At 61.9% G+C, this 18,122-nt stretch carries 18 protein-coding genes; 10 read left to right on the plus strand and 8 right to left on the minus strand.

Annotated elements, in window-relative coordinates; all coding sequences use genetic code 11:
* Nucleotides 1-10: 10 nt before the first annotated feature.
* From V1475_RS02290 to V1475_RS02310, 5 genes are all read right to left on the minus strand, one after another.
* Nucleotides 11-3,388: an efflux RND transporter permease subunit gene (locus V1475_RS02290; RefSeq protein ID WP_479411454.1), complete on the minus strand. Its 3,378-nt coding sequence runs from the start codon at nucleotides 3,386-3,388 to the stop codon at nucleotides 11-13.
* A 5-nt stretch (nucleotides 3,389-3,393) separates the two neighbouring features.
* Entirely contained in the window at nucleotides 3,394-4,851 is a 1,458-nt protein-coding gene (locus tag V1475_RS02295) for an efflux RND transporter periplasmic adaptor subunit (RefSeq protein ID WP_479411455.1), read from the minus strand.
* A gap of 132 nt (nucleotides 4,852-4,983) precedes the next feature.
* The gene (gene moaB, locus V1475_RS02300) at nucleotides 4,984-5,526 is read right to left on the minus strand and encodes a molybdenum cofactor biosynthesis protein B (protein WP_479411456.1); all 543 of its coding nucleotides are present in this window, start codon (nucleotides 5,524-5,526) and stop codon (nucleotides 4,984-4,986) included.
* Nucleotides 5,523-6,152, minus strand: coding sequence for a LysE family translocator (locus V1475_RS02305; RefSeq protein ID WP_479411457.1), 630 nt, complete (start codon nucleotides 6,150-6,152; stop codon nucleotides 5,523-5,525). The genes moaB and V1475_RS02305 overlap by 4 nt, the downstream gene beginning before the upstream one ends.
* Entirely contained in the window at nucleotides 6,149-6,946 is a 798-nt protein-coding gene (locus V1475_RS02310; RefSeq protein ID WP_479411458.1) for a uracil-DNA glycosylase, read from the minus strand. Before V1475_RS02310 ends, V1475_RS02305 begins: the two co-directional genes overlap by 4 nt.
* Nucleotides 6,947-7,064: 118 nt before the next feature.
* Between V1475_RS02310 and V1475_RS02315 the strand changes: the two genes are divergently transcribed.
* From V1475_RS02315 to V1475_RS02345, 7 genes are all read left to right on the plus strand, one after another.
* Nucleotides 7,065-8,024, plus strand: coding sequence for an aspartate carbamoyltransferase catalytic subunit (locus V1475_RS02315; RefSeq protein ID WP_434290134.1), 960 nt, complete (start codon nucleotides 7,065-7,067; stop codon nucleotides 8,022-8,024).
* Nucleotides 8,021-8,548 (plus strand): hypothetical protein, encoded by a 528-nt coding sequence (locus tag V1475_RS02320; RefSeq protein WP_479411459.1) that lies wholly within the window; start codon nucleotides 8,021-8,023, stop codon nucleotides 8,546-8,548. The genes V1475_RS02315 and V1475_RS02320 overlap by 4 nt, the downstream gene beginning before the upstream one ends.
* On the plus strand, nucleotides 8,545-9,060 hold the full coding sequence (locus tag V1475_RS02325) for an aspartate carbamoyltransferase catalytic subunit (protein WP_479411460.1): 516 nt from the start codon (nucleotides 8,545-8,547) through the stop codon (nucleotides 9,058-9,060). The genes V1475_RS02320 and V1475_RS02325 overlap by 4 nt, the downstream gene beginning before the upstream one ends.
* Nucleotides 9,057-10,322, plus strand: a complete 1,266-nt coding sequence (gene pyrC, locus V1475_RS02330) for a dihydroorotase (protein WP_479411461.1) — start codon at nucleotides 9,057-9,059, stop codon at nucleotides 10,320-10,322. Before V1475_RS02325 ends, pyrC begins: the two co-directional genes overlap by 4 nt.
* Nucleotides 10,323-10,370: 48 nt before the next feature.
* The gene (gene plsY, locus V1475_RS02335) at nucleotides 10,371-10,964 is read left to right on the plus strand and encodes a glycerol-3-phosphate 1-O-acyltransferase PlsY (RefSeq protein ID WP_479411462.1); all 594 of its coding nucleotides are present in this window, start codon (nucleotides 10,371-10,373) and stop codon (nucleotides 10,962-10,964) included.
* 85 nt (nucleotides 10,965-11,049) lie between these two features.
* A complete protein-coding gene (locus tag V1475_RS02340; RefSeq protein ID WP_479411463.1) occupies nucleotides 11,050-11,565 on the plus strand; it encodes a DUF805 domain-containing protein in 516 nt (171 codons plus the stop codon).
* 108 nt (nucleotides 11,566-11,673) lie between these two features.
* The gene (locus V1475_RS02345; RefSeq protein ID WP_479411464.1) at nucleotides 11,674-12,096 is read left to right on the plus strand and encodes a DUF805 domain-containing protein; all 423 of its coding nucleotides are present in this window, start codon (nucleotides 11,674-11,676) and stop codon (nucleotides 12,094-12,096) included.
* Between the two features lie 29 nt (nucleotides 12,097-12,125).
* On the opposite strand, the gene V1475_RS02350 is transcribed toward V1475_RS02345, so the two are convergent.
* From V1475_RS02350 to V1475_RS02360, 3 genes are all read right to left on the minus strand, one after another.
* Nucleotides 12,126-13,496, minus strand: coding sequence for a glutamate--cysteine ligase (locus tag V1475_RS02350; RefSeq protein ID WP_479411465.1), 1,371 nt, complete (start codon nucleotides 13,494-13,496; stop codon nucleotides 12,126-12,128).
* Nucleotides 13,497-13,587: 91 nt separating this feature from the next.
* Nucleotides 13,588-14,094, minus strand: a complete 507-nt coding sequence (locus tag V1475_RS02355) for a hypothetical protein (protein ID WP_479411466.1) — start codon at nucleotides 14,092-14,094, stop codon at nucleotides 13,588-13,590.
* The gene (locus V1475_RS02360; protein WP_479411467.1) at nucleotides 14,091-14,816 is read right to left on the minus strand and encodes a 16S rRNA (uracil(1498)-N(3))-methyltransferase; all 726 of its coding nucleotides are present in this window, start codon (nucleotides 14,814-14,816) and stop codon (nucleotides 14,091-14,093) included. Before V1475_RS02360 ends, V1475_RS02355 begins: the two co-directional genes overlap by 4 nt.
* Before the next feature lie 11 nt (nucleotides 14,817-14,827).
* Here V1475_RS02360 and ubiA point away from each other — a divergent pair, with 11 nt between their 5' ends.
* The 3 genes from ubiA (at nucleotide 14,828) to V1475_RS02375 (ending at nucleotide 18,117) form a co-directional block, all read left to right on the plus strand.
* On the plus strand, nucleotides 14,828-15,793 hold the full coding sequence (ubiA, locus tag V1475_RS02365) for a 4-hydroxybenzoate octaprenyltransferase (RefSeq protein WP_479411468.1): 966 nt from the start codon (nucleotides 14,828-14,830) through the stop codon (nucleotides 15,791-15,793).
* 63 nt (nucleotides 15,794-15,856) lie between these two features.
* Nucleotides 15,857-17,794: an OmpA family protein gene (locus V1475_RS02370; protein WP_479411469.1), complete on the plus strand. Its 1,938-nt coding sequence runs from the start codon at nucleotides 15,857-15,859 to the stop codon at nucleotides 17,792-17,794.
* Entirely contained in the window at nucleotides 17,791-18,117 is a 327-nt protein-coding gene (locus V1475_RS02375; RefSeq protein WP_434290111.1) for a hypothetical protein, read from the plus strand. The genes V1475_RS02370 and V1475_RS02375 overlap by 4 nt, the downstream gene beginning before the upstream one ends.
* The last annotated feature ends 5 nt before the right edge of the window (nucleotides 18,118-18,122 follow it).

Consider the following 18,122-nt stretch of genomic DNA (forward strand, 5'->3'; position numbering starts at 1 on the left):
CGCGGCGGCCTCATGCGGCCTCCTGTTGGCGATGTGATGCAATGGCCAGCACCGCATAGATCGCCGAGAACACCAGCACGAGCCCCAGCAGAAACAGCCCGAGTGCAGCGGCAAATCCCGTGACGCCAAAGAGCGCGGGCAGCATGCCGGGCAGGACCACAGGGCCGAGTGTCAGCGCGAACCACAGTACGGCAAACGCACTTGCCCCGATCAGGACCTTGCCTACCACACCGCTGCGTTTGGGATGGCGCAGGCCACGTCGGAAGGCGGCGACCTGACGTCCGACATCGAGCTGCATCGCCAGAATGGCAGGCACCATCACCAGAACGATAACCATGCCAAACCCCAGCCCATAGGCCAGCGTGATCACTGTCGGCTTCAGGAATTGCGCATCCGAAGAGGTCTCGTAGAGCAGAGGCGCGAGGCCCAGAACGGTCGTGAGCGTTGTGAGCATCACCGGCCGCAACCGGTCCACAGCCGCGTCGATCATCGCCGGGACCAAGCCGCGCTCATGGGCATATTCGTCCACGGTCGACACCAGAACGATCGAGTCGTTGATGATGATCCCGGTCATCCCGATGAGACCGACGACAGAGAACATCGACAGCGGCACATCCCAGATCGCATGGCCATGGATCGCCCCGATCAACCCGAAGGGAATGACCGACATCACCACCACGGGGCGCGTCCAGCTCGAAAAAATCCACGCAAGCGTCAAATAGATGCCAAGGAGAACGCCGGAGAGGCCCAGAAACGCATCGGAAAGGAATTGGTTTTCCTGTTCCGAGAGGCCGGAAATCCGATGGGTCACGCCGAAGGTTTCGTCGATCTCCGGCAAGATTTCATTGGTGATCTCGTCCTGAATTTCGTCGGCGCGCGCGGCGTTGTCCTGATTCATGTCGCCGGTGATTGAAATGATCCGCAAACCGTTTTCCCGCCGGATGGTCGAGAACCCTGTCGTGCGGGTCACCGTCACGATGTCCGACAGCGGCACATAGGCGCCTGAGGCCGTACGCATCTGGGTCCGGCTCAGGAAATCGGCGGTCAGTTCCTGTTCGGGAATCTCCACCTGGATCGTCGCCGTTCGGATGCCCGAAGGATAGGTCGCCGCCTCGATGCCGCCGAGTCGATGGGTCAGAACGCTGCCCAGATCGTTGATGTTGAAACCAAGCGCCTCGCCCTGTGGCGTCAGTTCGAGGACCATCTCCTCCTTGTCGTAGGACAGGTTGTCCTCAAGCGCCGAGATTTCCGTGAACTGCCCGAGCCGCGCCTTGAGCGCCTCTGCCGCAGCCTTGAGCGTTTCCGAATCCGCGCCGTACAGGTCGACGTCGATGGCATCGCCTCCCGGTCCGAACCGCCCTTGCCGGAACGACACGGTTTCGGCAAGAGGATGATTGACCACCTCTTCCTGAAGGTCCGTGACAAAAACCACGGAGGAATAGGGCCGCAGATCGGCGTCGATCAGCTCGATGGTGATGCCGCCCAGTTGATAATCTTCCTTGCTGCTCGTTCCCGACAAGCCACGCCCGGCGTTCGATCCGATCTGAGCGACGGCATAGGCCAGCGGGTTCGTGCCGTATTTTTCTTCATACCGCGCGGCAACCACATCGGTCGCCCGCTGCAATTCATGCAACATCGCCAAAGTATCGCTGCGCACCGCGGTTGGCGCCATGGCGATATTGCCGCTGATCACAGGCTGCTCGGGCGAGTTGAAAAAACGCCATTGCACCTGCCCCGAGATCAGCAGCGAAATCTGGGTCATCAAAAGCAGGATGCCCGCGGCCACCACCGGATAGCGCAGCCGGATCGACCATGTCACCACAGGCCGGAACAGTCGTTCGCGGAACACCCGAAACCCCTTGTCGACCTGCCGAGAGGGCCAGTCGTACCAATGGGTTTTCGCGTGCGAGGCAAGGGAATGGCTCAAGTGATTGGGCAGGATGATGAAACATTCCATCAGCGAGGCGATCAGAACCACGATGACGGTAAAGGGAATGTCCGAAATCATGTCGCCGAACCGACCGGAAATGGCGGTCAGCCCGAGAAAGGCGATGATCGTCGTGATGGTCGAGGAAAACACCGGCGCAAACATCCGGCGCGCCGCGTTTTCCGAGGCCTCAACGGCGCTTTCACCCAGCCGCCGGACCCGGAAATCGGCATGTTCGCCGACAACGATGGCGTCATCGACCACGATGCCCAGCGTGATGATCAGGGCAAAGAGCGAGATCATATTGATCGTGATCCCGGCGGCATACATCAGTGCAATCGCCGAGAGCATTGCAACCGGAATCCCCGCCGCAACCCAGATTGCGGTGCGGGCATTGAGGAACAGGAACAGAAGCGCCAGCACAAGCCCCAGCCCCATCGCCCCGTTCGACAGCAAAAGATCGAGCCGCGCTTTGATCGCTTCGGCGCGCGTGCGATAGAGATCGAGGCTCACCCCTTCGGGCAGGCTCCGCGCCATTTCGGCGGTGACATCTTCGACAATCCCCTGAATTCCAATGGCATCGCCAAGATCGGAGCGCGCCACCTGAACAGAGACCGCCGGGTTGTCACCGACGAAAAACGCCTCGTTACGATCCACGCCCTCGACACGGATCTGCGCCACATCGCCGATGGTCAGTTTCGAGCCGTCGTCATTGGTCCGCAGCACGATCCCCGCGATATCCGCCGCACCGCGTTTTTCCACGCCCGCGCGCACCCGTGCGCCGCCGGACCCGACGCTGCCCGCGGGGCTGGTGTCCGCCTCGGCGGCAATCGCGCTGGCGATCTCCGCCATGGAAATGTCGTGTTCGATCAGGTTCAGCGTCGGCACTTCGACAATGGTTTCGGGCGCTGCGACCCCGGAAATCGTGGTCCGCGTCACACCTTTGGTGAAAAGCCGGGCCACCAACTCGTCGGCAAACCGCGCCAGTTGATCGAGCCCCACGGGTCCGGTGATCGCCACATCGGTGACACTGTCGGTCCAGCCGCCCCATTGCACCACCGGATCGTCCGCGCCCTCAGGCAGATCGGTCACGGTGTCGAGGGCCGCGTTCACATCGTCGGCGGCGCGCTGGATGTCCCAACCGGGTTCAAATTCGAGCGTGATGTTGCCTCGCCCCTCGATCGAGGTCGCGCTGCTTTCCAACACCCCCTCAACCGCGATCAGCGTCGGTTCGAGCAGTTGCACAATGGCGCTGTCGACATCCTCCGGCCCCGCGCCCTCCCAGGCGACGGAAACCCGCACGGTATCGACCACCACGTCCGGAAAGAATTGCGACCGCATCTTCGGCAGGGCCCCAAGTCCGGCCGCCAGAAGCAGCACAAGCACAAGGTTCGCCGCTGTCCGGTGGCGGGTAAAATAGGACAGAAGCCCCTTGGCGTTGATCATATCGCGCGCGCTCATGGGGCTTAGCTCCCCATCCGTTGCTCAAGCCGCTCCAAAAGATCGACGGGCACTTTTTCGGCCGCGAGCTGTTCGAGCACGCGCGTGCGCATCTCTTCCGGCATTTTCGTATTGTTCGACACGAAGGCCGCGAGCGCCGCACGACGTTCCTCGCTCAAGGAGACCATCTCCACGCCCGCCTCTGCGCCGGAGGTTTCCGCGCCATTGACCTTAACCCGGATGCCCGCGCCCAAAAGCGGGGTGCGTTCGGCCACGATCTGACGGCCCGAGAGCCCCTCTGCGCCGATGATCACATGATCGCCCTGATGCCGCAGCACCGGAACCGCGATCTCTTCGAGGCGGCTTTGATCCGTCACGGCCAGAACGGTTTCGTTGCCCGCCACGGCGGTCGCAGGCACAAGCGCCACTGCGGAAAGCTCCGGTTCCTCAAGCTGGACCGTGACGAAATCGCCGGGCCGGAACCCCGGCGCATCCTCGAGCCGGGCGTAAAGCGTGCGTCCGCTCTGTCCCGCGGCCACGGCGGCGCTTTCACGCACCACTTTGCCCCTGGCCGAAAGCGCAAGCCCCGCCACATCGAGCGTCACGGTGACCTCCATCTGAGGCAGCGCGCCACGATCTTGAACCAGACGGGCGTATTGTTCGGTGGAGATGCGGAAGGCGACTTCCAGTTCCTCCGGTGCAATCAGGATCGCGAATTGTTCGTTGCCGCTCAGAAGTGTGCCCAAAGCGCCGGAGACTTCGCTCAACACGCCGTCGAACGCCGCCGTGACGGTCATGTCGTTCAGCGTGCGTTTAACCTCATCGAGCGCAATTTCCGCCCGGAGCACCGCGGTTTTCGCGCTGTCCACGGCAGCTTCCTTATCGGCAAGCGACTGTCGCTTGGCCAATACCGACTGCTCCGCCGCCGCATGCGAGAGCGCCGCGTCTTCGAGCGAGGCGGCAGAGCCAACCCCGCGATCGAACAGCCCCTGCTGCCGATCACGCGCCGCCTTGCGCAGGTCGAGTTGCGCCTGAGCGGCGGCAAGATCGTCGGTCGCAATGTCCTTCGCGCGCTCGGCATCGCGCAGATCGGCCTCAGCCTCCAGCAGATCGGCCTCCGAGACCCGCACTGCCGCCTCGGCATCCGCCGTGTCGACTTTCAGGATCACATCCCCGGCCTTGACCGCGCCGCCTTCCTCGAAAGCCTCCGAAAGCGTCACGATCCGCCCGGCGGCGGGTGCCCGCAATTCGAGGCTCCTACGCGCCGCAACTTCGCCATAGCTTGTCAGAACGGGAACAATCCGCTCCGGCGTCACCTCCGTGACATTGACGGCAAACTGCCGCTCGCGGGCCTGCGGCGGCGTGGCCTCGGCAGCGCGGCGCTCTTGCAGGGTGGAACTGACCTTATAGCCAGCGCCTGCGAGCAGGGCGATGGTGGCGGCAGTGAGGAAAAGTCCGGTCAGGGAACGGCGGAGGAATCGCATTCAGGGAAACCCTTTGGCTGGCCTGGCTGTGTTTCGAGAGAGCGGACGGAGCCGTCGCACGGATGAATGCTCATCATACGGCGGGAATTTGAAAACCCGACGCGCTTTTTTGTCACCTCACGGCATTGTTGGTCACTTGCGACGCTTGTGCTCTTCGAGGCGGGGGAAGATTTCCACGAAATTGCAGGGGCGATGGCGGTAATCGAGCTGGAATTTCAAAATCTCGTTCCACGCGTCCTTGCAGGCCCCCGTAGAGCCCGGAAGTGCGAAAAGATAGGTGCCGCCGGCCACGCCGCCGGTGGCCCGCGACTGGATCGCAGAGGTGCCGATTTTCTGCATGGACACAATGGTGAAGACCGTGCCGAAAGCGTCGATCTCTTTTTCGTAAACGTCGCGATGCGCCTCAACGGTGACATCGCGCCCCGTGAGCCCGGTGCCGCCCGTGGAGATCACCACATCGACGTCCTTGTCGTCGATCCAGGCCTGAAGCGTGTCGCGGATCAGCGCGCGATCGTCGGTGACGATTTTGCGATCTGCGAGTTTGTGCCCCGCCTCTTCGATCATCTTGACCAGAGTGTCGCCGGATTTGTCATCGGCAAGGGTGCGCGTGTCGGACACGGTCAGAACGGCGATGCGGACGGGGATGAAATCGAGGCTTTCGTCAATACGGCTCATGCGCGGCGCTCCGTGGCGAGTTTCAGGGCGAGCAGTCCGAAAACGGATGCGGAAAGATAGCGTAACAGGCTCTCAGTGCGTTGGCTGCGCGCCAAAACGCCGCCCAAGCCCACGGCAAACCAGCCAACGGCGGCGTTGATGACAAACCCGCCGATGGAAATCACCGAGCCGAAGATCAGGAACTGGCCGAGGACACTTCCGCGCGCCGGGTCGACGAATTGCGGGATGAAGGCGAGGATGAAGAGGATCACCTTGGGATTGGACACATTCACCAGAAAGCCTTCGCGAAAGGCGCGGGCGGGGGATTTCATCGCTTTGCCGGAGGCCCCGAGTTCATGCGGGCTGCGCAGGGTTCGGATTGCCAGCCACACGAGATATGCGACCCCAATCCAGCGGATTGTTGCGAAAAGATGCGGGCTTGCGGCCACCAGCGCGCCAAGCCCGAGCCCCGCAAGGGTCACGTTAACAATCGAGCCCGCAGAAATCCCGGCACTTGCCGCAACGGCGGCTTTGCGATTGCCTTTGAGCCCCTGTGCCAGACAAAACATCATATCCGCTCCCGGCGTCATATTGAGCGCCAGAGCGGCGGGGAGGAACGCAGCAAGCGTCAGCGGATCGACGATCATGACGCCCCTCTGAGACGGGCCTGAATGTCCAGCAAATCCGCCCAGGCCTCGCGTTTCGCAATCGGGTTGCGCAACAGATAGGCCGGGTGCGTCATCGGCATGGCGGGCTTTCCCAGCACCGTCTGCCAATTGCCCCGAAGCCGCGTGATGCCCGCACGGCCCAGAAGCGCCGTACAGGCCCAATTGCCCATCAAAACGATCACATCCGGGTCGGCCAGTTCGATATGGCGAATGAGGAACGGTTTCAGCATGGCGATCTCGGCCGGTGTCGGATCGCGATTTTCCGGCGGGCGCCATGGGATCGGATTGGTGATGTAGAGCGCATGTTCGCTGTCGGGCGATTGGCGATCCATGCCGATGGCCGCGAACATCTTGTCCAAAAGCTGCCCGGAGCGCCCGACAAAGGGTTTTCCCTGAATGTCCTCGTCCCGCCCCGGCGCTTCGCCGACGATCATCACGCGCGCCTTCGGATTGCCGTCCGAGAACACCAGATTGCGCGCACCGCGTTTCAGATCGCAATAGTCGAAACCGGCAAGCGCATCGCGCAGCTCTTCCAAAGAGCGGGCCGATTTGGCGAGCTGAGCGGCCACCTCAACGCCCTCGTCCGAACGCGACGGTTTCGGCCTCTGATCGACAGGTGCCTGTGTGTCCGCCTGCGCCTTCGCCGGTTTCGCGGCATGATCGGGCAACTCATAGCGATTGACCGGCGCATCCATAATGGCCTCGGTCACGCCGAGGTCCACCTGCCACTCCAAAAGCGCATGCGCTTGCCAATAGTCGATCTGAGTCTCCATGGCGGCCACGCTACAGGGCCGTGTCGCAGAGGTAAATCACTCGTGAGGCCGATAACGCGCATTGCCCGCTCCCGCACAGCTTTCTATAAGCAGGGCGAAGATACCAGAAGGGGGCACCATGGCATTCCGGCAAAAACACCTTTTGGGGATCGAGCCGCTTCACCCCGAAGAGATCACCACCGTGCTCGACGTGGCCGAACGCTATGTCGATCTCAACCGGCAGTCGGAGAAACACGCCGATGCGCTCAAGGGTCTCACCCAGATCAACATGTTCTTCGAGAACTCGACGCGCACGCAGTCGTCTTTCGAACTCGCGGGCAAACGGCTTGGCGCGGATGTGATGAACATGTCGATGCAGGCCTCCTCGATCAAAAAGGGCGAGACCCTGATTGATACCGCCCTGACGCTCAACGCCATGCATCCCGATCTTTTGGTGGTCCGGCACCCGCATTCCGGGGCGGTCGATCTTTTGTCGCAAAAGGTCAACTGCGCCGTGCTGAACGCGGGCGACGGCAAGCACGAACACCCGACGCAGGCCCTGCTCGATGCCCTGACGATCCGGCGCGCCAAGGGGCGGCTCCATCGCCTCAACATCGCGATTTGCGGCGATGTCACCCACTCCCGTGTGGCGCGCTCGAACCTGATCCTGCTGGGCAAGATGGAAAACCGCGTGCGCCTTGTCGGCCCGCCCACTCTGGTGCCGCAGCAGTTCCGCGAGTTTGGCTGTGAGATTTACGACGACATGGCCGAGGGCCTCAAGGACGTCGATGTGGTGATGATGCTCCGGCTTCAGAAAGAGCGGATGGACGGCGGGTTTATCCCCTCTGAGCGGGAATATTTCTATCGCTACGGGCTGGACGCCGAGAAACTGGCGCATGCCAAACCCGACGCCATTGTCATGCACCCCGGTCCCATGAACCGCGGCGTCGAGATCGACGGCACCATCGCCGACGACATCAACCGCTCGGTCATTCAGGAACAGGTTGAAATGGGTGTTGCCGTGCGCATGGCCGCGATGGATTTGCTGGCCCAGAACCTGCGGGCATCGCGCGAGGCCGACAAGGGGGTCATGGTTTGAACGCACCACAGGACATTCCCAAGACCGGCGGACGGTATGTCTGGGTCCTGTCCTATGACGGGCCGGTGGCGGATTTGAACACCGAGCTGATCTCCTCCGCGAGTTTCGCTGAGGCTTTGGGCCTCTGGACCCCACCCGACACCGCCGCCGTTGAATGGTTCGATCTTGCAGCGATGAAGGGCTATGGCTTTGCCCGCTATCTCGGCGAAGCCAGCGGGTTTGACATTGGTGAGGACGCGGCCAAGCTCGATGCGCTCACAGGCGTCGTGGTGATGCTCTATTCGACCGGGCTTGATGACAAAGACACACGGCTGTCCCCCGAGCCGCCTTTCTCCCTGATCGGGCGTTACGGCATGCCCATCGATCTGCCGCCTGTTGTTGGCATCGAAACGGAAAGCGCCAAGGGTCAACTCGCGCAAGGCAAACCGCCGAAATCCGCCGCGCGCATGTCCGGCATGGTGGCCACCGTCGTGTTGATCTTCCTCGCGCTCTTCGTCGCAGCCTTTGTCTGGATCGGCGGATGACCGAGGGCTGGGGCGATATCCTTTTCCCCAATGAGCGTGTGCTCTGGCAGGGGCAGCCGGATCTGCGCATTCAATGGCGTGGCCCCGCCCTGCCCTTCGCGTTTTTCGGCGTGATCTTTGCCGCCTTCGCGCTGTTCTGGATGATCATGGCCTTTCGCTCCGGCGACTTCTGGCTATTTGGGCTGATCCATTTCATCGCAGGCCTTCTCGTCGCCTTCGCGCCGCTGCTGATCGGGCCGTTCATCGCCCGGCGCACATGGTATTCCCTCACCACCCGCCGCGCCTTTTTCGCCAATGATCTGCCATTCGCCGGCAAAACCCTTTTGGCGCTCGATCTGCGCCCCTCTCTGGGCGTCGAGTTCGACGGCGAAGACCCCGGCACCATCCTGTTTCGCGGGCGCGCCGAACCGATCGTCGGAGACCGGTTCGACAGCACGCCCTCGTTTTCGCTTATTCACGACGCCCGCTCCGTCTACGGGCTGATCCGTGACATCCAGAAAGGCTCAGTATGACCATTTTCACCAATGCCCGACTGATCGACCCCGAGGCGATGACCGATGAGATCGGCTGGCTTCGTGTCGAAGGCCCGATGATTGCCGAGCGCGGCACAGGCAAACCGCCGATGGGCGAGAGCATCGACTGCGGGGGCCTTTGTCTTGCGCCGGGGATCGTCGATCTGGGGGTGAAAGTGTCCGAGCCGGGCGAGCGGCATAAGGAAAGCTTTGCCTCAGCAGGGCGCGCGGCGGCGGCGGGCGGGGTCACGACGATGATCACCCGCCCCGATACATTGAACGCCATCGACAGCCCCGAGGTTCTGGAATTCGTCCAGCGCCGCGCGGCGTCCGACGCGGTGATTAAGGTCAAACACATGTCGGCGCTGACCAAGGGGCGCGAAGGGCGCGAGATGGTCGAGATCGGCTTTATGCGCGATGCGGGTGCGGTGGCTTTTACCGATTGCGATCATGTGGTCGCCGACACCAAGGTTTTGCAGCGCGCCCTGACCTATGCGAAATCCACCGGTGCGCTGGTGATCGGCCATCCGCAGGAACCGGGCCTGTCGAAAGGGGCCGCTGCGACCTCTGGCAAATTCGCAGCTCTGCGTGGCCTGCCCGCCGTGTCGCCGATGGCGGAGCGCATGGGGCTCGACCGCGATCTGGCGCTCATTGAGATGACCAATGTCTCCTATCACTTCGACCAGATCACCACCGCCCGCGCGCTTCCGGCGCTGGAGCGGGCGAAGCAAAACGGGCTCGACGTCACCGCAGGCGTGTCGATCCATCACCTGACGCTCAATGAGCTCGACGTCGGCAATTATCGCACCTTCTTCAAGGTCAAACCTCCGCTGCGCTCCGAGGACGACCGTCTGGCGATGGTCGAGGCCGTGGCCTCCGGGCTGATCGACGTGATCTCCTCGATGCACACGCCGCAGGACGAGGAAAGCAAACGCCTGCCGTTTGAGGAAGCCGCCTCCGGGGCGGTGGCGCTCGAAACGCTGCTGCCCGCCGCGATGCGGCTTTATCATGCAGGCCAACTGACCCTGCCGGAGCTGTTCCGTGCCATGGCGCTCAATCCGGCGAAACGTCTGGGCCTTGAGGCCGGGCGTCTCGTCGAAGGCGCGCCCGCCGATCTTGTGCTGTTCGACCCGGATGCGCCTTTTGTGATGGATCGCTTCACGCTCAAATCGAAATCGAAAAATACCCCCTTTGACGGCGCCAAGATGCAAGGCAAGGTGAGGGGCACCTGGGTCGATGGCATGCGGGTCTTTGAGGGCTGAGCCTTTGGCCAAGTCCGGATTTTGAGTATTTGAACCACGGAAAACCTGATGACGCTTCTGATGCTGATCTTTACCGCCATTCTGGCCTATCTCCTCGGCTCGATCCCCTTTGGCATCGTCATGGCGCGGCTCTTTGGCCTCGGCGATCTGCGCAAGATCGGCTCGGGCAACATCGGCGCGACGAATGTTCTGCGCACCGGCAACAAGCTGGCCGCGTTTCTCACCCTTCTGGGTGACAGCGGCAAAGGCGCGCTGGCGGTCATTCTGGCGCGGGTGCTTGTGGGCGAACAAGCGGCAGGGATCGCCGGGCTCTGCGCCATGCTCGGCCATCTCTACCCGGTGTTTTTGCGGCTCAAAGGCGGCAAGGGCGTTGCGACCTTCCTAGGCACATTGTTGGCGCTAAGTTTCCCTGCCGGGCTTCTGGCCTGTGGCACATGGCTTCTGGTCGCGGTGATCACTCGCTATTCGAGCCTGTCCGCCCTGATCGCGGCGCTGATGGCACCGATCTACACGGCATTTTTCTATCACCTCCACGGCGCGCTTCTCGTACTCGTGCTGACGGCGCTGATTTTCTACAAACACCGCGAGAACATCGCGCGGCTCAAGGCCGGAACGGAAACGAAGATCGGCCGGAAGGGCTGATCTTCCCGAAATCGCACCATCGACGCCGCATTCCCGCCCAAATCCGCGCCAAAATCGACCCCGTAACGATTTGTCGGGGGACAGTATGGCCGGACCGTTAAAAGCCGTAGAAAACGGCTATTTCAGAGCTTTCAACTTCTCGGGACGCGCTTCGCGTTCGGAATTCTGGTGGTTTGCAACCTATTACGGTCTCGTCACCATTCTGCTCGCGCTGGATCTCGCCAAAGGTGGCACGCTGCTGATCTGGTTCTGGCTCCTGAACCTCATCCCCAACCTGTCGATGACCGTGCGGAGGTTGCACGACATCGGGCGTTCGGGCTTCTGGTTCTTCATTTCTTTTGCACCGATTGTCGGGCCGATCATTCTGCTGATCTTCTACCTGCTGCCTTCGGAACCGCATCGCAATAGCTGGGGCGATCCCGAAAACGACGGCGGCGCGCGGCACAAAGACCGGTTTTCAGGCCGATCCGCCCAGTCCGGTTACGCCGCCCTGATGCGCATTCCGGAGGCTGGGCAAGCCCATTCGGAGGAATTCGAGGAAGCCCGCCGGCAGGAAATACACGAGTATTACCGGCGTCGGGTGCTTGGCCAGAACGGGTGATGCGGCACAAAAGCCTCGGGAAATTTGCCGTCTGTTTCTCGGTATAATTTCCCCTTGTTTCACGCTACGGTTGCCCGAAGACTGATGAAATCTTCAAGGGATAGTTCCATGACAATCATAGACGCAATCAAAATTTGCTTTCAGAAATACGTCACCTTTTCCGGCCGCGCTCGGCGGGCGGAATATTGGTGGTGGTCGCTTTTCATCATCATCGGCAACCTGGTCTTTGGCGGGGTCGATACGGTGTTTTTCGGCGTACCGGAAATCACCGGGCCGACCGCAGGCCTGTTCAGCCTCGCCACCTTCCTGCCGGGCCTGTCGGTCTGGATTCGTCGACTTCACGATGTCGATCGTTCCGGCTGGTGGGCGCTGCTGATCCTGATCCCGCTGATCGGCTGGCTGATCATGCTCTATTGGGCCGTCTCGCGCGGCACCGCAGGGCCGAACCGGTTTGGCCCCGATCCGATCACAGGCGAGGGTGGGCCCCTGTCCTATGAGGATAGCGCCATCCCTTCGGTCACACGCCAGTAAAAGGAAAAGGGGGCCCGCAGGCCCCTTTTTCAATAGGAATATTCGCCGAAGACTTTCGAAGCGTCGCCGTTCCAATCGGTCTCGAAGCGCTCGATCAGCTCCGCCGCCGGGGAATGGCCCGTCTCAATGCTGTCTTTCAGCGCATTGAGGAAATGGGTCTCGTCCGGCACCATACCGCCCGCGCCTTCGCGCCCGCGCGCCTTGAGGCCTGCCTCGGCAATCGCCACGCATTCGCGCGCCAGATCGAGCATCTTGACGCCGCCGACCTCGGCCTGAAGCGCATCGACGGAGGCCGCAACCCGCAGCTCTTCGCGGAACTCGGGCGTCCAGCCTTTGATCAGATCGGTCGTCGCATCAAGCGCGTTTTGATCGTACATCAGACCGACCCAGAAGGCCGGAAGCGCGCAGAGACGACGCCACGGACCGCCATCGGCACCGCGCATTTCCATGTATTTCTTGATCCGGGCTTCCGGGAACAGCGTCGTGAGGTGATCGGCCCAATCGCTGAGCGTCGGCTTTTCGCCGGGCATCGCGGGCAGTTCGCCCTTGAGGAAATCGCGGAAGGACTGGCCCAGCGCGTTGATGTATTTGCCGTCGCGATAGACGAAATACATCGGCACATCGAGCGCGTATTCGACGTAACGCTCAAACCCCATGCCGTCTTCGAATACAAAGGGCAGCATGCCGGTGCGTGACGGATCGAGATGACGCCAGATGTAGGAACGCCAGCTTTTGTGGCCGTTGAGCTTACCCTCCTTGAAGGGCGAATTGGCAAAGAGCGCGGTGGCGACCGGTTGCAATGCCAGTGCGGTGCGGAATTTCTGCACCATGTCGGCCTCGGACGCGAAATCGAGGTTCACCTGAACGGTACAAGTCCGGCGCATCATCTGCGTACCGGTGGTGCCGACCTTGTCCATATAGGCGTCCATCAGCTTGTAACGCCCCTTGGGCATCAGCGGCATCTCGTCATGGGTCCATGTCGGCGCCATGCCCAGCCCGATGAACCGCGCCCCGATGTCATCGGCCACCGAATGCACTTCCTTGAGGTGTTCGTTCACCTCGTCGCAGGTCTGGTGAATATTGTCCAAAGGCGCACCGGAAAGCTCCAACTGCCCGCCCGGCTCAAGCGACACATTCGCGCCGTTCAGCTCAAGCCCGATGAGGTGTTCGCCCTCGAAAATCGGGTTCCAGCCATAGCGGTCCTGCAACCCTTCGAGGATCGCCTTGATCGAGCGCTCGCCCGCATAGGGCAGAGGTTTCAGCTTGTCCTCGCAATAGCCGAACTTTTCGTGCTCGGTGCCGATCTTCCAGTGATCCTTGGGTTTGCAGCCCTCTTCGAAATATCCAACGAGGTCGTCATAGCTTTCGATCGGGCCACCGCCGGATTGAGGAATGGACATGCAGGAATACTCCGAAGCGTTTCTTGGTCCGGTAGAGATGTGGCAAGCGTCCATGGAAGTCAATGCGACTGAGGGCATCGCAGGGGCGACCTCAGTGCAGAACCGCTGTGCGTTTGCGCCAGATCACCAGGGGTTTTTCCGGGTTGGACTTGATATCGCGGAGCATTTTTTCGGTCTCAAGACCGTCGAGCCCGACGAAAACATCGAACAAAGCCTCCGCTCCGTGGGCATTGAGCGGGATGGTCAGAGGCGACTGGCCATAGGCGTCGAGCTGCCAGTGGGCGTGGCCTTTCGGACCGGGAAGCAACGTCACGGCAGAGATCGCGTCGATCTCGATCTGGCCGCCGGTGAGGGGCGAAAAGAAACTGACGACGCCCTCGTCCACCTCGACAGCCCCAAAGCCACCGCCGCCCTGCGAAAACCGGGCGCGTTGTACGGCGGCAAAGGCGAAGATCACGGCAATAACGGTCACCGTCAGGGCGATCCAGCGCATCACGCCGTATGAAGACGCCGCCCACCATGCGAAAAGCGCCACAAACACCAGCCCGACGATCACCTCCCGCCAGCGCAGCAAGCCCGCGCGAATCTCCGGCCTCACGACCAGTCCCCGAGCTGTTGCTGCCAGAGGGTGAGGGCCGCCACCGCCGCCGTATCGGCACGCAGGATGCGGGGACCGAGGGAGACGGCATGAGCATAGGGCAGCGCATGAAGGCGTTTGCGTTCCGTCTCCGAGAACCCGCCTTCGGGGCCGATGAGGATGGCCCATTTGCCGCCTTTGACATCGCCCAAAGCCTCGGCCGCCCCCACAAGTGTTTCGTCGCAGAACATGATCTGCCGCTCCGGGTCCCAATCGGCCAGAAGGCGGTCGAGTTTTGCGAGATCGGCCACTTCGGGCACATAGGTCCCGCCGCATTGCTCGGCGGCCTCGACGGCATGGGCCTGCAACCGATCCTGCCGGATGCGTTCGGAATTGGTGAAATCGGTCTGCACGGGGCAGATGCGTTTCGCGCCCATCTCGGCGGCTTTCTCGACGATGAAATCGGTGCGGGCCTTTTTGATCGGCGCAAACAACAGCCAGAGATCGGGCGGCATTTGCAGCTCGCGCGTCTTCTCGACGCAGGTCAGAGCCCCGCCGCGCTTGCCCGCCTCGGTGACTTCGGCCACGAATTCCCCATCGCGGGAATTGAACAGCGCGACAAATGCGCCCGCGGCCAGCCGCATCACCCCGAAAAGATAATGCGCCTGCTCCCGTTCCAGAGGAATGGATTGCCCCACCGACAGTGGGTGATCTACATAGAGCCTGATTTTCGCTTCAACCATGGACCCTACATATGACCGATGACCGCGTGACGCCAGAGATGAACGGGCAAGTTGCCGATGCCGTCAAGGGAAATTGGGTGGACCATCGCGCCCCGGCATGGACCCGGCCCTATCTGCGCCTGTCGCGGGCGGATCGGCCTGTAGGCACATGGTTGTTGCTGATCCCGTGCTGGTGGGGCGCGCTTTTGGCGTCGGCTGAGACCGGGACGCTGAGCCTGCGCACGATCTGGATCATGATCGGCTGCGCTCTGGGCGCGTGGCTGATGCGCGGCGCGGGCTGTACATGGAACGACATCACGGATCGGGATTTCGACGACAAGGTGGAGCGCACCAAAAGCCGTCCGATCCCCTCGGGGCAGGTCACGGTCAAACAGGCCGCTACTTGGATGATCGTTCAGAGCCTCATCGCCTGTGCGATTCTTCTGACCTTCGGCAAACTCGCAATCCTCTTGGGCGTGGCCTCGCTTCTGCCCGTTGCTGTCTATCCCTTTGCCAAACGTTTTACATGGTGGCCGCAGGTGTTTCTCGGCATCGCGTTCAACTGGGGCGCGCTTCTGGCCTATGCCGCTGTGGCGGGCAAGCTGAGCATGGCGCCGGTGTTCCTCTATCTGGCGGGCATCGCATGGACGATTTTCTACGATACGATCTATGCCCACCAAGACAAGGAAGACGACGCGCTGATCGGCGTGAAATCCACCGCCCGGCGCTTTGGCAAAGAGACCCCGCGCTGGCTCAAACGGTTTCTCGTGATCACCGTCATCCTGATAGCTGCGGGCATCATTGAAGCGCTGGCCGACCGTTCCGTTCTCGCCCTCGTCGTCGCTCTGGGCGCGCCTTGGGCGATGGGGCTGCACATGACCTGGCAGATGGCGCGGCTTGACACCGACAATCCCGATGTTTGTCTGAAGCTTTTTCGGGCAAACCGCGACACCGGCCTCCTGGCTGCGCTGTTTCTTGCCATTGCCGTGTTCCTTTGATTGCAGCCTTGGACTGAACCCCCTAAGACAAAGGCCACATCTCACAACAGGCCACTTCGTTTGATGCGTATATCCAACTTCCTGCCCGTTTTCGCCGCTCTGATCCTTGGGGCCATTCTCTGTCTGGCCGGTGCCGCGATCGGCGCCCGCTTTATCGAGACAACCTCGACCAAGGCCGTCGTGAACGAAATGACCTTGCAAGGCTATGACTGGGTCGATGTGGAAGGCGACGGATTGCAGATCGTTCTGACCGGGGTGGCCCCCGATGAGCAGACCCAGCTCGCCGCCCAGCGTGCGGCGGGCCATGTGGTCGATCCGGCGCGTGTGATCAACGTGATGAACGTCGTGCAACAGGAAGACGTCCCCGCCCCGCGTTTTTCCATCGAAATCCTGCGCAATGACAGCGGCATTTCCCTGATCGGTCTGGTGCCCTCGTCCTGGGATCGCGCCCGTTTCATCGAGAGCCTCAAGAAAGCCAGCCGCACCGGCTCCATCGCCGATCTGATGGAACAGGCGGATTATCCGCAACCCGAGGCGTGGGACGAGGCCATGGAGTTCGGGCTCAATGCCATTGCGCTTTTGCCACGTTCGAAAATCTCGCTGGCCGCCGATGGGATCACCGTCACGGCGCTCGCGGAAAGCAAAGCGCAGAAGGCCGCGTTCGAGAAAAATCTCAAAGCCGAACTGCCGGAGACGATCCGCACCAGGCTCGACATCGCAGCGCCGCGTCCGGTAATCACGCCCTTTACCGCGCGCTTCCTGATCGACGAAACCGGGCCGCATTTCGACGCTTGCGTCGCCGAAACCGCCCAAGGCCACCTGCGCATTCTGGCTGCTGCGAAATCGCTTGGCATCGACGACCCGCATTGCACGGTGGGCCTTGGAGCCCCCTCGGCACAATGGGCCGTGGCGGTGGAAACCGGCATGCGGGCGCTGGCGAAACTCGGCCAGGGCAGCATCACCTTTACCGATGGCGACGTGAACCTGATCGCCGCCGAAGGCACCTCCCCCGCCCTGTTCGATACCGTGGTGGGCGAGCTTGAGGCCGATCTGCCGCCGACCTTCATCCTGCACTCGACCCTGCCGCAGGCGGAACAGGCCGAAAGCGAGGATGAGCATGCCGAATTCGTTGTCACCCGCTCGCCCGAGGGCCAGACCCAGCTGCGCGGCCGCATCCCCGACGAGCGCAGCAAACAGGCCACCGAAGCCCTCGCCCGTGCCGAGTTCGGGTCGCATTCGGTCTATTCCGCGATGCGCATCGACGACACGCTGCCCTCCGGCTGGGCGATGCGCGCCATGGCCGTGATCGAGGCGCTTGGCGAGGTGACGCGCGGCTCAGCGATCATGAGCGAGGACATGGTCGAGATCCGCGGCGAGACCGGCAACGAGAATGCCAAGGCAGCGATTGCCGGTATCCTCTCGGACAAGCTCGGCGACGGCGCGGAATTCACCATCGACGTGACCTATGTGAAGAAACTCGACCCGGTGCTCGATCTGCCGACGCCGGAGGAATGCGTGGCCAAGGCCAACGCCATTGTCGCCAGTTCGAAAATCGTCTTCGATCCGGGCTCGGTCGAGCTCAATGTCGAAGCGAACGATACGCTGGACCGCATTGCCGAAGCGCTCAAGGAGTGCGAGGAGGTCGAGATGGAAATCGGCGGCCACACCGACAGTCAGGGCGGCGAGACGATGAACCTTAACCTCTCGACACAGCGGGCAAATTCCGTCCTCGACGGGCTTTTGATGCGCCGGGTGGCGGGGGTCAGTTTCACCGCAAAAGGCTATGGCGAAAGCGAACCGATCGCCGACAACGGCACCGAAGAAGGCCGTGAGGAAAACCGTCGGATCGCATTCAAACTGCTGAACGCAGAAGAGCCGGAGACGGCGACACCGGAGGGCGCGCAGGGGGAAAATGCGGGCACCGACGATACGGCGGAAACCGACGTGAACACTGAAGCGGACGCTGGCGCAGACGGGACAGAAAACGGGGATACGGAATGAACAGAACCGAATTGATCATCGCCACGGCGATCGTGCTTTTCATCGCTTTCGTGATGGGCTGGTTCGCGCATTGGCTGGTCCATCGGTTCGTGCGCGTGGGCCAGGGCGAGATGAACGATCTCGACACCATGGCGCAGCAATTGCACGAGGCCGAGGAAGAGCGCGATCAGGCGATTGCCTATTATCAGCATCGCGAAGCCGAGATGACGACACAGACCAACCAGACCGAGGCGGAACTGCGGGCGGCGATGGACGGGCTTCGGGAAGCGCGTCAGGAGGCCGAGGAACTTCGGGCCTATATCGAGCGGATGAACGCGGGCTGAGTGCC

The sequence above is a fragment of the Celeribacter sp. SCSIO 80838 genome, assembly GCF_056498065.1.

What these genes read in the sequence shown, in the direction of transcription:
- V1475_RS02345 (WP_479411464.1), top strand. Translation starts at nt 11,674, where the DNA reads ATGACAATCATAGACGCAATCAAAATTTGCTTTCAGAAATACGTCACC.
- V1475_RS02325 (WP_479411460.1), top strand. Translation starts at nt 8,545, where the DNA reads ATGACCGAGGGCTGGGGCGATATCCTTTTCCCCAATGAGCGTGTGCTC.
- V1475_RS02360 (WP_479411467.1), bottom strand. Translation starts at nt 14,816, where the DNA reads ATGGTTGAAGCGAAAATCAGGCTCTATGTAGATCACCCACTGTCGGTG.
- plsY (WP_479411462.1), top strand. Translation starts at nt 10,371, where the DNA reads ATGACGCTTCTGATGCTGATCTTTACCGCCATTCTGGCCTATCTCCTC.
- V1475_RS02370 (WP_479411469.1), top strand. Translation starts at nt 15,857, where the DNA reads ATGCGTATATCCAACTTCCTGCCCGTTTTCGCCGCTCTGATCCTTGGG.
- V1475_RS02305 (WP_479411457.1), bottom strand. Translation starts at nt 6,152, where the DNA reads ATGATCGTCGATCCGCTGACGCTTGCTGCGTTCCTCCCCGCCGCTCTG.
- V1475_RS02310 (WP_479411458.1), bottom strand. Translation starts at nt 6,946, where the DNA reads ATGGAGACTCAGATCGACTATTGGCAAGCGCATGCGCTTTTGGAGTGG.
- V1475_RS02295 (WP_479411455.1), bottom strand. Translation starts at nt 4,851, where the DNA reads ATGCGATTCCTCCGCCGTTCCCTGACCGGACTTTTCCTCACTGCCGCC.
- ubiA (WP_479411468.1), top strand. Translation starts at nt 14,828, where the DNA reads ATGACCGATGACCGCGTGACGCCAGAGATGAACGGGCAAGTTGCCGAT.
- V1475_RS02290 (WP_479411454.1), bottom strand. Translation starts at nt 3,388, where the DNA reads ATGAGCGCGCGCGATATGATCAACGCCAAGGGGCTTCTGTCCTATTTT.
- pyrC (WP_479411461.1), top strand. Translation starts at nt 9,057, where the DNA reads ATGACCATTTTCACCAATGCCCGACTGATCGACCCCGAGGCGATGACC.
- V1475_RS02315 (WP_434290134.1), top strand. Translation starts at nt 7,065, where the DNA reads ATGGCATTCCGGCAAAAACACCTTTTGGGGATCGAGCCGCTTCACCCC.
- moaB (WP_479411456.1), bottom strand. Translation starts at nt 5,526, where the DNA reads ATGAGCCGTATTGACGAAAGCCTCGATTTCATCCCCGTCCGCATCGCC.
- V1475_RS02340 (WP_479411463.1), top strand. Translation starts at nt 11,050, where the DNA reads ATGGCCGGACCGTTAAAAGCCGTAGAAAACGGCTATTTCAGAGCTTTC.
- V1475_RS02350 (WP_479411465.1), bottom strand. Translation starts at nt 13,496, where the DNA reads ATGTCCATTCCTCAATCCGGCGGTGGCCCGATCGAAAGCTATGACGAC.
- V1475_RS02375 (WP_434290111.1), top strand. Translation starts at nt 17,791, where the DNA reads ATGAACAGAACCGAATTGATCATCGCCACGGCGATCGTGCTTTTCATC.